The organism is Bradyrhizobium sp. B039, from assembly GCF_038965675.1.
Lineage (GTDB): Bacteria > Pseudomonadota > Alphaproteobacteria > Rhizobiales > Xanthobacteraceae > Bradyrhizobium > Bradyrhizobium diazoefficiens.
This window is the reverse complement of record NZ_CP152416.1, coordinates 2,776,319-2,790,156: the sequence shown is the minus strand read 5'-3', so window position 1 is coordinate 2,790,156 and position 13,838 is coordinate 2,776,319. Positions and strand designations below refer to the sequence as shown.

The window sequence follows — 13,838 nt, the reverse complement described above, 5'->3', positions numbered from 1 at the left end:
GCCATGACCGATGCCGCATTGCCCGCCGCCCCCTCCGCCGCGCACGCGTCCGAACTAGACAGCCCGGCGCGCCGCGCACGGCGGCGGTTGTTCAAGCGCAAGGCCGCCGTATTCGGACTCGTCGTGATCACGGCGTTCATCCTGCTTGCGGCGCTTGCTCCTCTCATCGTCCCCTACGATCCCATCGCGACGAGCTGGAGCCTGGTACGCAAGCCGCCGACCGCGGCGCACTGGTTCGGCACCGACGAGCTCGGCCGCGACATCCTCAGCCGCGTCGTCTACGGCGCGCGCGCCTCCCTGCTCGCGGGCCTGATCTCGGTCGCGATCGCGCTCGGCGTCGGCGTGCCGCTCGGCCTGCTTGCCGGCTATCGCGGCGGATTTGTCGATGCGCTGATCAGCCGGATCACGGACGCGATGCTGGCCTGCCCGTTCCTGATCCTGGCGATCGCGCTGGCCGCGTTTCTCGGTCCGAGCCTCGGCAATGCGATGATCGCCATCGGCATCTCGGCGACCCCGATCTTCATCCGCCTGACCCGCGGCCAGGTGCTGAGCGTCAAGGCCGAGGATTATGTCGAGGCCGCGCGCGCCCTCGGCAACCCCGGCTGGCGGATCGCGTTCTCGCACATCCTGCCCAACATCCTGCCGGCGCTGCTGGTGCAGGCGACGCTGTCGATCGCCGCCGCCATCATCGCCGAGGCGGCGCTCTCGTTCCTTGGCCTTGGTCAGCAGCCGCCGGCACCGTCCTGGGGCAGCATGCTCAATGCGGCGCAGCGCTTCCTGACCCAGGCGCCTTGGATGGCGATCTGGCCGGGGCTTGCGATCTTCCTCGTGGTGCTGTCGCTGAACCTGCTCGGCGACGGCCTGCGCGACGCGCTCGATCCAAGGCAGCGATAAAGCTAGCTCAAGGCCCGCCCTCCACCTCTCCCCGACGGGGAGAGGTAAAGATCAACCGCCAGCGCTAGATCACTGCCTCGCGCATCACGCGGCGGCAATCCATCTCGTATTCGAGATCGACCACCGGCGGGCGGGCATAATGCCAGGTCAGGCCGGAGCGCAGCGCGCCACGGCGGACCAGCTCGTCGACCAGCGCGTGGTGGAAGTCATGCACGGAATAGGCCTGCACGCCGGTGGTGTCCTTCCAGCCGAAGCCGAAGGCCGCCATCCGGTTTTCCATCTGCGAGGTGGTGGTGAACCGTACCTTCTCGCGCAGCCCCTCCGGGCTGAGGTCGCGGTAGCGCACCGTGCGCTCGACGTAGCTTCCGCTGCCCTCGCGTGCTTCGGCACCGCCGGCGATCACGAAGCTCGGCGCCTTCGACCGCGTCGGGCGCGTGAAGGAGAACGCGTAAAACGATGGCTCGGTCGGCGGATCGATCTCGGGACAGACATTGCTGCGCGCCACCGGATTTGTGGTGCCGTCGAAGATGCCCCATTCGGATAGCGTCTTCACATAGTGCAGGTTGAACGCACGAAAGCCCTCCTCGCTGAAGGCGGCCGGTGAGCGCAACTCGCAGGCGCAGAACGCCGTCAGCGGACGTCCGGCTTCCTGGATGAATTTCGCCGCGAGCGCAAAGCCCTCGGCAAGCGGCACCAGGCGATCGAGCCGGACGCGCTCGATCTCATAGCCGTCATCCGCGGCCGCGCCGGCCGAATACTGGAACACGGATGGAATGAAACGATAATTGCCCGCAGAGAACTCACGCGTCATGACGAACTCCTATTCCAGTTGCATGCGAATGCCCTTGGCGCCGTTGAGCAGGCGCCTCAGGTGAAAACCGGCCAGCGCATCGTCGGCGTGCATCCCGACCAGCGCGGCAAAAGCCGGCATGGCGGCTGCGTCGCCGGCCTCCATCTTGGCGAAGGCTTCGGAGTACCGCGTTGTCGCCGCCGACTCGAATTTCGCCGTTGCCAGCGGTTCGAACGCACGCAGGGGTTCGCTGCGTCCGCGCAGCATCAGGTCACCGACGGGACGGCCATGGAAATTTGCGGCCCCCTCGGCGATGCTGGCACTGACGCAGATGCGTGTTCCCAGATGCTTGTTCGCAGCCTCCAGACGCGCCGCGATATTGATGGAGTCGCCATAGGCGGTGTAGTCGAAGAAACGATTGCCGCCGAAATTGCCGACCAGCGCCGGGCCCGCATGGGCGCCGATGCGGGTCGCCCCGAAATTGACGCCTCTCGCCTTCCAGCGCGCGGAGAAATCCTCCGCCCAGGCATCGAGATCATGCGCACAGGCGACCGCGCGCGTCGCATAGTCCAGCTGGTCGCCAGGCGCGTTGAACAGCACCTGAATCGCATCGCCGATGATTTTGGCGACCGTCCCCTCATGCGCGAAGACGATCTCGGTCATGCCGCCGACATACTCGTTGAGGAGCTCGCCGAGCGTCTGCGGGGCCGCGCTCTCGACCAGCGACGTGAAGCCGGTGATGTCGGTGAAGAGGGTGGCGACATCGCGCCACTGCACCTCCATGCTGCCTTCGACATCCGCTGCCAGGCGCCTTGCGATCTCCGGCGAGAAGAAGCGCGACAGTGAGGCATGGGCGCGCTCGGCTTCCATCTGGCGCCGCCGCACCTCGCGCAGCATCTCCACGTGACCGATGGTCTTCTGGATCGTGGCCTCCAGATCGGCGAAGTCGATCGGCTTGGTCAGGAAGTCGAACGCGCCGCGGTTCATGGCGATGCGGATGTTGCTCATGTCGCCATAGGCGGAGACGATGATGGTCGACTTCTTGTCCTCGGCCTCCTGGAGCTTCGCCAGCAGCGACAGCCCGTCCATCCGCGGCATGTTGATATCGGAGACCACCATGTCGACATGCGGATTCTGCTCAAGTGCCTGCAGCGCCTCGAGGCCGTCGCGGGCGAACATGAGGGTGAGCAGCCCATCGCGAATCTGCCTGCGAAACTTTTGCAGGATCAGCGCCTCGAGATCCGGCTCGTCGTCGACGAAGAGGATGGTGGCAGTCATGCGGCTTGCTCGAGCCTCGTGTCGATCTCCTGGCGCAGCAGCGCAAAGTCGATCGGCTTGGTCAGGAGCGCGTGGGCGCCTCGCTCGATCGCCTTTCTGCGCGTCTCGGCGTCGCCATAGGCGGTGATCATGATGACGGGAACGTGCGGATAGTCGGCGCGCACCTTCGGCAGCATGTCGAGCCCGCTCATGCCGGGCATGTTGACGTCCGACAGAATCAGGATCAGCGAAGGATCGCGAACTTCGGCGGCACGCCTCAGCGCATCGGCCGCAGAGGGAGCAAATTCCATCTGGAAGCGGCCGGCGCGCAGGTCGCGCCGGAAGTGCTGCCTGAACAGCGGCTCGACGTCGGGCTCGTCATCGACGACCAGGATATAAACGTTCAAGTCTTGCCTCCGGCGGTGTCGCCTGCTGCCATCGTTCGCGGCAGCGTGATGATGAATTCGGTGAATATACCGGGCTCGGTCTTCACGTCGATCGTGCCGCCGTGCTGCTTCACGACGATGTCATGGCTCATGGACAGGCCGAGCCCGGTGCCCTCACCGGCCGGCTTGGTCGTGAAGAACGGATTGAACAATTTTTCCTTCACCTCGGGCGGAATCCCGGTGCCGTTGTCACGGATCCGGATCTCGACCGTGTCGCCGAGGCTCCTGGTTGCGGCGCTCAGGATCGGCTCAAAACTGTCCGCCGCGCTCGCCTTGCGCTTGGCCGCGGCATAGAAACCGTTCGAGATCAGGTTGAGGAAGACGCGCGTGATCTCCTGCGGATAGATGTCGACCAGGCCGGCGGCGGGATCAAACGCGCGCTGGAGCGTGACGTTGAAGGCGGGCCTTTCGGCGCGCGCGCCGTGATAGGCCAGATTGAGGCTCTCCTCCACGACCGCATTGATATCGACGGGGCGATGTTCGCCGGAACCCTGGCGCGAGTGCACCAGCATGTTCCTGACGATGGAATCGGCGCGCTTGCCGTGCTGCACCACCTTCTCGAGATTGCCCCTGAGCATGGCGGTCAGCTCGTCAACTTCCGCCTTGGTCTTGCCGTCGAGCTTTGCTGTTTCGAGCACCTCGTTAAGCTCGTCGATCAACTCCGTCGAAACCGACGAGAAATTGTTGACGAAATTGAGCGGGTTCTTGATCTCGTGGGCAATGCCGGCGGTGAGCTGGCCGAGGGAGGCAAGCTTCTCGGTCTGGATCAGCCGGTCCTGCGCGGCGCGCAGATCATCGAGCGATCGCGACAGCTCTCTGGTGCGTTCCTGGACCTCCTCGAACAATCGGACATTCTCGATCGCGATGAGGGCCTGATCTGCAAATGTGGTGGCGAGTTCGATTTGCTTGTCGCTAAACGGCCGCACCATATGCCGCGTCAAGACAAACACGCCGATTGGCGTCCCCTCTCGAAGCAGAGGCACACCGAGCATCGTACGCACGTTTGAACGCCTTCGAGCGGACGAAGGCGCATATTCGGGGTCGGCCTGCACATCCGGGACATGAACCGTTTTGGCGTCGAGCAGCGTACGCCCGACCACACTTCCCCGCTCGGGTACGGAAGCGAATGTCCGAAGCTTGTTTTCCTGCTCCGCGTCAAGCCCGCAGCTTGCCGCCAAATAGAAGACGCCGTCGCTAGGCCGAAAGATCGTGCCTTCGTCCGCGTCACACAAGCGCGCCGCCGAGCCGACAAGGGTGTTCAACACGGTTTGCAGGTCGAACGCCGAACGGCTGATGACTTTCAGCACATCGGCGGTCGCCGTCTGTTGCTGCAGCGACTCGCTCAATTCCGCGGTCCGCTGCTCGACCTTGTTTTCAAGGTCGGCATAGGATTCCTGCAAGCGCGCGCCCATCTCGTTGAACTGGTCGGCGAGCCCTTCGAGTTCGTCGCCGGTCCGGATCGCGATGCGCTGGGAGAAGTCGCCACCCCCGATCCGCTCGGCGCCGCTGCGCAGCGCCTGGATCGGTCCCACCATGCGGCGCGCGAGGAATATCCCCGCAAGCACCGCGAAGATCGACGCCGCGAGCAGCACGATCGCAAGCCGCTGCAACGAGGCATAGAGCGCGGCATAGGCCTCCTCGACCGGCAGCTCCACGAACATGGTCCAGTGCAGCGGCTCGATCGGGGCCGATGCGGTCAGCACCTTCCGCCCCTGGATGTTGCGCGCTTCAGGAAGCGGATCGGACATGGTGCCGCCTCCGGATTGCGCGGCGCGCACCTGCGCGAGCCCGGACATGTCGGTGTTGCGCAGGACCAGGCTGATATCGGGATGCGCGATCAGGCGCCCCTCCGGCCCGACCACGTAGGCGTTCCCGTGCTCGCCGACCTTGATCTGGGAGACGACGTCCCAGATCAGCTTCAGATTGACCTCGGCGATGCTGACGCCGGCTTCCTTGCGCGCGCCGGCCAGCGCCAGCGTCATGTAGGGCTCGGAGTCCCTGCGGAAATAGACCGGCCCGTAATAGACCTTGTGCGCGACCGCCTCGGTGAACTTTGGATCCCCCGACAGGTCGATCCCACTGTCGATCGCGTCCATCGCCAACCGCGAGACCCGCAACCGCTCCTTGCCGCTCGAATCCACCTGGGCGAGCTCGGTGATCCCTGGCACCTGACGCAGCAGCCGCAGCGCGTCGAACCGGCGCTGCTCGATCGAGCCCGCCGACCACGGCAGCTGCGTGGTCCAGCCGAGCTGGCTCTCGATCTCCTTGACGAACTGGCCGATCTTGGCGGCCGCCGCCTCGGCCTGCTCATGCTGGACCCGGATCAGCGAGGCCTTGTGCTCACGATAATAGAAGAAGACTTCGAACAGCCCGTTGGCGAGCAGCGCAACGGCGACGACGGCCACGAACAGCGCGACGTATTTGGTGAACAGCCGGGTCCTGATCCCCCGCCCCACCGCCTCGCCGGCCACGGCCCCATCCGGGGCCGCGCTCGGCAACGTCCTGGCTTGCGGGGCGTCGGGATGCAGGGAGAGGCTCATCTGGCGGAATCTAGCAAGAAGACGAGACGTTGTCTCTCGCGAGCGCGGCAAAGGGCCCGCCCGACGGCCGCGGTGGCCGCCGCATCAGCGTCGCCGGGCACAACAAAAAAGGGCGGCAGCGGATTGGCCGCTGCCGCCCTTTGCTTCGTTGCTTCCGGCCTCAGGTCGGCCGCAGCGCCTTGGCACCGAGGTCGAGCTCGTTGACCTGCTTGTTCCGCTCGGAATCGGCCGCCGCGCGATGGTCGGTCGCCAGCACCACGTAGACGGCGGGCAACACGAACAGCGTGAACAGCGTGCCGATCGACATGCCGGCAACGACGACCAGACCGATCGAGAAGCGGCTGGCGGCGCCCGCGCCGGTCGCGGTCAGGAGCGGGATCAGGCCCGTCACCATCGCGGCCGTGGTCATCAGGATCGGCCGCAGGCGGATGCGGGCCGACATCTCGATGGCAGAGCGGCGATCGAGCCGCTCGTTGACCTGGAGCTCGTTGGCGAACTCCACCATCAGGATGCCGTGCTTGGTGATCAGGCCGACCAGGGTGAGCAGACCGACCTGGGTGTAGATGTTCATGGTCGCCATGCCGAAGAACAGCGGGATCAACGCGCCGACGATCGCCATCGGCACCGAGATCATGATCACCAGCGGGTCACGCAAGCTCTCGAACTGGGCCGCCAGCACCAGGAAGATGATGATCAGCGCGAAGCCGAAGGTGATCGCGAGCTGGTTGCCTTCCTGCACATACTGCCTGGAGTCCGCGAGATAGTCGTGGCTGAAACCCTGGGGCAGCTTCTTGGCCTCGCCTTCGAGGAAGTCGACCGCAGCACCAACAGTCACGCCAGGCATCGGCACGGCCGAGAACGTCGCCGAATTGAGCTGGTTGTAGTGGGTCAGCGAGTTCGGGTCGGTCTTGGTCCTGATCGAGACCACGGTCGACAGCGGAAGCTGCTGGCCGGTATTGGTCGTCACATAGTAGCCGCCGAGCGATTCCGGCGACAGCCGATTGCCCCGGGGCACCTGCGGAATCACCTGGTAGGAGCGCCCCTCGAGATTGAAGCGGTTGACGTAATTGCCGCCAAGCAGCACCGCGAGCGTACTGCCGAGGTTCTGCATGTTGATGCCAAGGTCCTGGGCCTTGGTACGGTCGATCGTGACCTGCACGTTCGGCTGGTTATAGGCGAGGTCGCTGTCGGAGACGATGAACATGCCGCTCTTGCGCGCGGCGTCCTTCAGCTTCTCCATCTGCTCATAGACCGTCTGGAATCCGGCGGTGGAGTTGATCACCATCTGCACCGGCAGGCCGCCGGGTCCGCCGGGCAGCGGCGGCAGGTTGAAGGCGAAAGCCTGCACGCCCTCGATCTTGGAGAGCTCGGCCTGCACCAAGGACTTCAACTGGATCGACGAACGCTTGCGCTCCTCCCACGGCTTCAGCAGCATGCCGGCGATGCCGCCCTGCGGACCGTTGATGCCGTTCAGCACGAAGCGCAGATCGGTCTCCGGGAACTTCTGGAATTTCTCGTCGAGCTTTTCGCCGTAGAAATCGACATAGTCGATATTGGCGTATTTCGGCGCCTTGGTCACCGCGAACACGATGCCCTGGTCTTCCTCCGGTGCCAGTTCCTTCGACGTGTGCATGTAGAGGAAGCCGACCAGCCCGAGGATCGTCACCGCGAACAGGCCGGTGATGGCCTTGTAGTCGAGCGAGCGATCGAGCCTGCGGCCATACCAGCGCGTCAGGGCGCCGAACACCTTGTTGACGGCCTTGGCGAAGCGGCCCTCTTCGGTGTTCTTGAGCAACACCGAGCACATCATCGGCGACAGCGTCAGCGCGATCACGCCTGACACGATCACCGAGCCTGCGAGCGTGAAGGCGAATTCGCGGAACAGCGAACCGGTGAGACCGCCGAGGAAGCCGATCGGCGCGTACACGGCCGCGAGCGTGATCGTCATCGAGACAACGGGACCGACGATTTCACGCGCGCCTTGCAGCGATGCCTGGACCGGCGTCTTCCCTTCCTCCAGATGGCGATGGATGTTCTCCACCACCACGATGGCGTCGTCGACCACGAGGCCGATCGCAAGCACCATCGCGAGCAGCGTCAAGAGGTTGAAGCTGAAGCCGAAAGCCAGCATCAGCGTGCAGACGCCGATCATCGACAGCGGAATGGTGACGACGGGAATGATGACCGAGCGGAGCGAGGCCAGGAACAGGAAGATCACCACGATCACGATGATCACGGCTTCGCCCAGCGTCTTCTCCACCTCGTCGATCGAGGACTGGATGAACTTGGTCGAGTCGTAGGCGACCTTCATCTTCATCGACGGTGGCAGATTGCGTTCCAGTTCGGGGAACAGCGCGCGCACGCCCTTGACCAGCGTCAGCGGATTGCCTTGCGGCGTCGCCTGCACACCGATGAAGATCGCATGCTCGCCGTTGAAGGCGACGCTCGCGTCCGTGCTCTGGGCTGCAAGCTCGACGGTGGCGATGTCCTCCATCCGCACGAAGCCGCCGTCCTTGGCCTTGACGATCATCTTCCTGAACTGATTGACGTCGGTCAGGCCGGTGTTCGTGGAAATGTTCGAGACGATCAGATAGCCCTTGGTCTGACCCGCCGCGGACTGGAAGTTGTTGGCGGCGATCGCGGCGGCAACATCCGCGGGCGACACGTTGCGGCCGGCCATCTTCACGGGATCGAGCCACAGCCGCATCGCAAAGGTCTGGCCGCCGAGAATGTCGGCCGAGGCCACGCCGTCGACGGTCGACAACACCGGCTGCACCACGCGCGTCAGATAGTCGGAGATCGCCGAGCCCGACAGCTCCTCGGAGGAGAAGCCGAGATACATCACGGCCGTGGTCTGGCCCGTGGTCTTGGTGACGATCGGGTCGTTCGACTCCTTCGGGATCAGGTATTTGACAGAGTTCGTCTTGGCCAGCACCTCGGTGAGCGCCTGGTTCGGATCGAAGTTCAGCTTGATGTAGACCTGGATCGTCGAGGTGCCGAGCACGGAGGACGAGGTGATGTAGTCAACGCCTTCGGCCGAGGCGACCGCCTGCTCGATCGGCGTGGTGATGAAGCCCTGGATCAGGTCCGCGGACGCGCCGGGATAGACGGTCGTGATGTTGATGACCGTGTTCGACAGCTTCGGATATTGCCGGATCGGCAGCACCATCGCCGCGCGCAGGCCGATCAGCAGGATCAGCAGACTGACGACGACCGACAGAACCGGACGCTTGATGAAAATATCGGTAAAGGCCATCGCGGCGATCTCGATTTCTTTTTCTTTAGAAAAGTGATCCGGCCGAGCCGGATCACTTAAGGGTGGCAAGGGGTCAGTAGCGCGGCGGCTGCGCCGGGATCTGCGGGGCCGGATCGGTCGAAATCGACACCGGCGCGCCCGATTGCAGCTTGAGCTGGCCAACGGCGACGACCTTGTCGCCCGGCTTCACACCCTTGATGATTTCGACGCGGCCTTCGACCCGGCTACCGGTCTGCACGAAAGTGCGCACCGCGGAGAGGCTGGTCTTGCCATCCTCTTCCTTCTTCTCGGTGATCACGAACACCGAGTCGCCGTACAGCGTGTAATCGACCGCCGTTTCCGGCACGGTGATCACCGCCGGCTTGTCCGGCAGCACCACCGTGGTGGTCACGAACATGCCGGGCTTCAGGATCTTGTCCGGATTGGCGACGGTCGCCTGCACGCGGATGTTGCGGGTGTCGGTCGCGATCTGCGGCTCGATCGTGGTGATCTTGGCGTCGAAGGTGCGGCCCGGATAGGCGTCAACCTTCAGCCGGACCGGCTGGCCGACCTTGAGGTTGCCCGAGTCCTTTTCCGTCACCGTGAAGTTGGCCCACAGCTCCGACAGATCGGTCAGCGACACGATCGCCGTGCCGGCCGTCAGATACTGGCCGACCTCGACCTTGCGCATGCCGAGATCGCCCGAGAATGGCGCGCGCACCAGCTTCTGCGAGATCAATGCCTCGGTCTTGGCGATGCCGGCCATCGCCTGGTCGTAGGCGGCCTGCGCGGTATCGACGGTCGCCTGCGGGCCGAACTGGCGCGAGGCGAGCTGCTTGGCACGATCGAGCGAGAGCTGCGCGACGGTCGCCTGCGCCTTGTAGTTGGCGAGGTCGCCCTGATCAGGCGCGTCGAACAGCTGCACCAGCGGCATGCCGGCTTCGACATGCGAACCCGGCTCGAACTTGATCTCGGTGACGCGGCCGTTGACGTCGGCGCTGACGTCGACCTGATGCACGGCGGCAAGCCCGCCGACCGCAGTCAGCAGGTTAGGCACCACCTCGGACTTCGCCTCGGCCGCACTGACCATGGTCGGCGGCGGCTTGTTGTTGGCGAAGAACTGCTTGATCATCTGGCCGCGGAAGTAATTGAACCAGACGAGGCCGCCAACGAGCGCGCCGAGCAGCGTGCCGATAATGACGAACCAGAGCACCGGCCGGACCGGACGCTTGGGAGCCTTGTCGATCGGTTCGCCCGAAATCTTGTGTTCGGTTACGATGTTCATGTCATGCGCTTTCTGCAATCGCCGTCTTGCCCGCATCCGCGGCCTGATCGCGGCCCAAATGCGAAGCAATTGCGGCGTCGTTAAGTCCGATACCTCTCAGGAGAAACTCACAGAGCTGGCGCTCCAGATCGTTCGCCTTGCCGTAAGCGAGACAGGGCGTGGCCGGCAGCCTGGTCAGTGCCGCCGTCATCAACGAATGATGCGCGAACCAGAACAGGTTGAGCGGATCGCCAGTGCAGGGCCGCGCGTCCCCGGCGGCAACCGCACGCTCGAGCGAGGCGACGAAGACCGCCCCGATCAGCTTCTCGATCTTGGCATATAGCAAACGCGCGAATTCGCCATCATCCAAATGACTCGTGGCCATCAGTCGCAGGCGCTGGGCCTCTTCCAGGTCCGGACCATCGGCGATGCGGAGGAAGTGCTGGACCATGCCGCGGATCAGCTCGACCATGGTGGCGGTGGATGGCTCCCGCTCCAGAAGATCCGTCAGCGCGGGATCGGCTTCGCATTCATCGCTGAGGATTTCAGCGTAGAGCGCCGCCTTGGAGGGGAAATGCTTGAACAGCAGGGCTTCGGAAATGGCAGCGGCGGCCGCCACGCTCTTGGTCGTGGTGCCGGTATAGCCGTGTCGGGCAAAGCAGCGCTTTGCGGCGCCGAGGATCAATTGACGCCTCAGGTCGCTCGTCATTCGCAGTGAGCTCATAGGATAGTGAGTAAGCACTCACCCACGCAAAAGTCAAGCATTATGCTGCATCGCAACCTTGAAGCGTTGTAATTTCAGTGGAAATTGCCCCGCCTGCACGGCGCACGTGCAGACGAGGTTCGCCGCGGGGAATGGACCTAGATCGGCTGGAAGCCGAGATCGCCGCGGATCCGGTTGACGATGTAGGTCCCGTCCCGGCTCGGCAAGATCCGCTCAAGGCTGGCGCTGTCGATCTTCACATTGGCAAATCGCGGGCCCGCCGAGACGTCGTGGACGGCTTTGGCAAAGGCCTCGACCTCGGCCATGGTCGAGATCGCGCGCGCGTCCCCGATGCCGCAGGCCCGGGCGACGCCGACGAGGTCGGCGGCCGCCGAGGTGTGGCTGGTCTGGCCGCCGGTCTCGCCATAAGCCTCGTTGTCGAGCACGACGATCGAGAGGTTGGACGGCTTCTGGAGCCCGATGGTGGCAAGGCTGCCCATGCCCATCAGCATCTCGCCGTCGCCGGTGATGACCAGCACCGGCAGTTTTGGCTGCGCCAAAGCCAGCCCAAGCCCGATCATCGCGGCGCCGCCCATGCCGCCCCAGAGATAGAAGTTGCGGGCGTGGTCGCCGGCCGCGCAGATGTCGTTGGTGGAGGCCCCGAGGCCGCCGATCGCAACCACGTCCTTGCGGTCCGCAAGCAGCGTCGAGACCACCTGGCGGCGGTCGAGGAGATTGGCCTTGCTCATTTGGTGAAGACCTTGGCGCCGATCAGGCGCTGCGACAACAGGACGGCGGTGGGCGTGAGCGCGTTATAGGCCTGCGCTGCGGCTGCCTCCATCACCGCCGGCACCTCGGCCGCACTGGAGGCGCGCAGCACCTTGACGCCGGAGAGCTCGAACACGCCCTGCGTGGTCGATCCCATCGGCACCTGCCACGGATTGAACTCGCCCCACTCGCCACGCATGGTCACCAGCGTGAGGAACGGAAAGCGCAGGATCGGGATCAGCGACAGCATGTTGATGCAATTGCCGACCCCGCTCGACTGCATCAGCAGGACGCCGCGCTGGCCGCCCGTCCAGGCGCCCGCGAGAAGCGCCACGCCCTCCTCCTCCGTCGTCAAGGGAATGCCGCGCATCGTGGAGGACCCCAGCACGCGCTGGATCAGCTTCGAATGGCCGGCATCGGGCACGTAAGGCACCTGCCGGACGTCGAAGCGTTGCAAGGTCGCGAAAATATCGTCCGGCCATGAAGGAGCCGTGTCGGCAGCATCCGTGCGTGCGTGCATTTTCCTGTCCGGTCGGCTAGCAAGGTGCGAAGACTGTAGACGCATGCTCGCGTCGACCAGAACAACAAAAACGGCATATCGGCCCTAACCGGCGAGTATAACGGGATGAACGCAGATGCGAAGGAGCTGGCGGCAAGCTTCGACCTCGAGAAGCTGACGCCGGAGTTCTACGACAACCCCTACCCGACCTATCGTGCACTGCGGGAGAACGAGCCGGTCAAGCGCCTGCCGAACGGCACCGTGTTCCTGACCCGCTATGACGACCTCGTCACCACCTACAAGAACACCAAGTCGTTCAGCTCCGACAAGAAGCGCGAGTTCGCGCCGAAATACGGCAACACCCCGCTCTACGAGCACCACACCACGAGCCTGGTCTTCAACGATCCGCCGGCACACACCCGCGTACGCCGCGTGATCATGGGGGCACTGTCGCCGCGGGCGATTGCAGGGATGGAGGCCGATCTCATCAAGCTGGTCGACAGCCTGCTCGACGCCATCGCGGCCAAAGGAAGCTGCGAGCTGATCGAGGACTTCGCCGCCTCGATCCCGATCGAGGTGATCGGCAATCTGCTCGACGTTCCACATGACGAGCGCGCGCCGCTGCGCGACTGGTCGCTGGCGATCCTCGGTGCCCTCGAACCCGTGGTGTCGCCTGAAGCGGCCGCGCGCGGCAACAAGGCGGTGCGGGACTTTCTCGCCTATCTCGAAACGCTGGTCGCGCGCCGGCGCGGCAAGCCCGGCAATCCCGAACGCGACGTGCTGACGCGCCTGATCCAGGGAGAAGGTAACGGCGGGGAGAACGGCGAGCGGCTGACCGAGAAGGAGCTGCTGCATAATTGCATCTTCCTGCTCAATGCCGGGCACGAGACCACCACCAACCTGATCGGCAACGGCCTCGTCGCGCTCGACCGTCATCCCGATCAGAAGCAGCGGCTGATCGACAACCCCGACATGATCAAGACGGCGGTGGAGGAGATGCTGCGCTACGAGAGCTCCAACCAGCTCGGCAACCGCATGACCACGGAGCGGGTCGAGCTCGGCGGCGTCATGCTCGATGCCGGCACGTCGGTGACGCTGTGCATCGGGGCGGCCAACCGCGACCCCGCGCAGTTTCCCGACCCTGAAAGCTTCGACATCGCGCGGACGCCGAACCGGCACCTCGCCTTCGCCACCGGCGCGCATCAATGCGCCGGCATGGCGCTGGCGCGGCTCGAAGGCGCCATCGCGATCTCGCGCTTCCTGGCGCGCTTCCCGAACTACGCCGTGAACGGCCGGCCGGTGCGCGGCGGACGGGTGCGGTTCCGCGGCTTTTTGAGCGTGCCCTGCGCGATCGGCTGAGGCCTCGAAACAAAAATGTTGAAAACAACCCCATGCACAGTAGCGGAGGCTAACGGAAGATTGCCTCGGTGGATCCGCATAAC

11 protein-coding genes are annotated in these 13,838 nt (G+C 64.6%); 2 read left to right on the top strand and 9 right to left on the bottom strand.

All coding sequences use genetic code 11. From position 1 onward, the window contains the following. The first annotated feature begins 3 nt into the window (after nt 1-3). Entirely contained in the window at nt 4-894 is an 891-nt protein-coding gene (locus AAFG50_RS13140; RefSeq protein WP_028172434.1) for an ABC transporter permease, read from the top strand. A gap of 64 nt (nt 895-958) precedes the next feature. Here the strand turns inward: AAFG50_RS13140 and AAFG50_RS13135 are convergent, their stop codons facing one another. The 9 genes from AAFG50_RS13135 to AAFG50_RS13095 form a co-directional block, all read right to left on the bottom strand. Continuing rightward, nucleotides 959-1,705, bottom strand: coding sequence for a hypothetical protein (locus AAFG50_RS13135; protein WP_028172435.1), 747 nt, complete (start codon nt 1,703-1,705; stop codon nt 959-961). 9 nt (nt 1,706-1,714) lie between these two features. Continuing rightward, the gene (locus AAFG50_RS13130; protein ID WP_011085648.1) at nt 1,715-2,962 is read right to left on the bottom strand and encodes an adenylate/guanylate cyclase domain-containing protein; all 1,248 of its coding nucleotides are present in this window, start codon (nt 2,960-2,962) and stop codon (nt 1,715-1,717) included. After that, complete coding sequence (locus AAFG50_RS13125; RefSeq protein ID WP_011085647.1) at nt 2,959-3,348, bottom strand: response regulator; 390 nt, start codon at nt 3,346-3,348, stop codon at nt 2,959-2,961. The genes AAFG50_RS13130 and AAFG50_RS13125 overlap by 4 nt, the downstream gene beginning before the upstream one ends. Beyond that, the gene (locus tag AAFG50_RS13120; RefSeq protein WP_028172436.1) at nt 3,345-5,927 is read right to left on the bottom strand and encodes an ATP-binding protein; all 2,583 of its coding nucleotides are present in this window, start codon (nt 5,925-5,927) and stop codon (nt 3,345-3,347) included. The genes AAFG50_RS13125 and AAFG50_RS13120 overlap by 4 nt, the downstream gene beginning before the upstream one ends. A 160-nt stretch (nt 5,928-6,087) precedes the next feature. Further along, complete coding sequence (locus tag AAFG50_RS13115) at nt 6,088-9,183, bottom strand: MexW/MexI family multidrug efflux RND transporter permease subunit (protein WP_011085645.1); 3,096 nt, start codon at nt 9,181-9,183, stop codon at nt 6,088-6,090. Between the two features lie 73 nt (nt 9,184-9,256). Then, on the bottom strand, nt 9,257-10,447 hold the full coding sequence (locus AAFG50_RS13110) for an efflux RND transporter periplasmic adaptor subunit (protein WP_028172437.1): 1,191 nt from the start codon (nt 10,445-10,447) through the stop codon (nt 9,257-9,259). Between the two features lies 1 nt (nt 10,448). Further along, nucleotides 10,449-11,150: a TetR/AcrR family transcriptional regulator gene (locus AAFG50_RS13105; protein WP_162185826.1), complete on the bottom strand. Its 702-nt coding sequence runs from the start codon at nt 11,148-11,150 to the stop codon at nt 10,449-10,451. A 137-nt stretch (nt 11,151-11,287) separates the two neighbouring features. Then, the gene (locus AAFG50_RS13100) at nt 11,288-11,878 is read right to left on the bottom strand and encodes a thiamine pyrophosphate-dependent enzyme (protein WP_011085642.1); all 591 of its coding nucleotides are present in this window, start codon (nt 11,876-11,878) and stop codon (nt 11,288-11,290) included. Then, nucleotides 11,875-12,417, bottom strand: a complete 543-nt coding sequence (locus AAFG50_RS13095) for a phosphonopyruvate decarboxylase (protein WP_028172439.1) — start codon at nt 12,415-12,417, stop codon at nt 11,875-11,877. The genes AAFG50_RS13100 and AAFG50_RS13095 overlap by 4 nt, the downstream gene beginning before the upstream one ends. 105 nt (nt 12,418-12,522) lie before the next feature. Here AAFG50_RS13095 and AAFG50_RS13090 point away from each other — a divergent pair, with 105 nt between their 5' ends. Next, a complete protein-coding gene (locus AAFG50_RS13090; protein ID WP_028172440.1) occupies nt 12,523-13,755 on the top strand; it encodes a cytochrome P450 in 1,233 nt (410 codons plus the stop codon). Nucleotides 13,756-13,838: the final 83 nt, after the last annotated feature.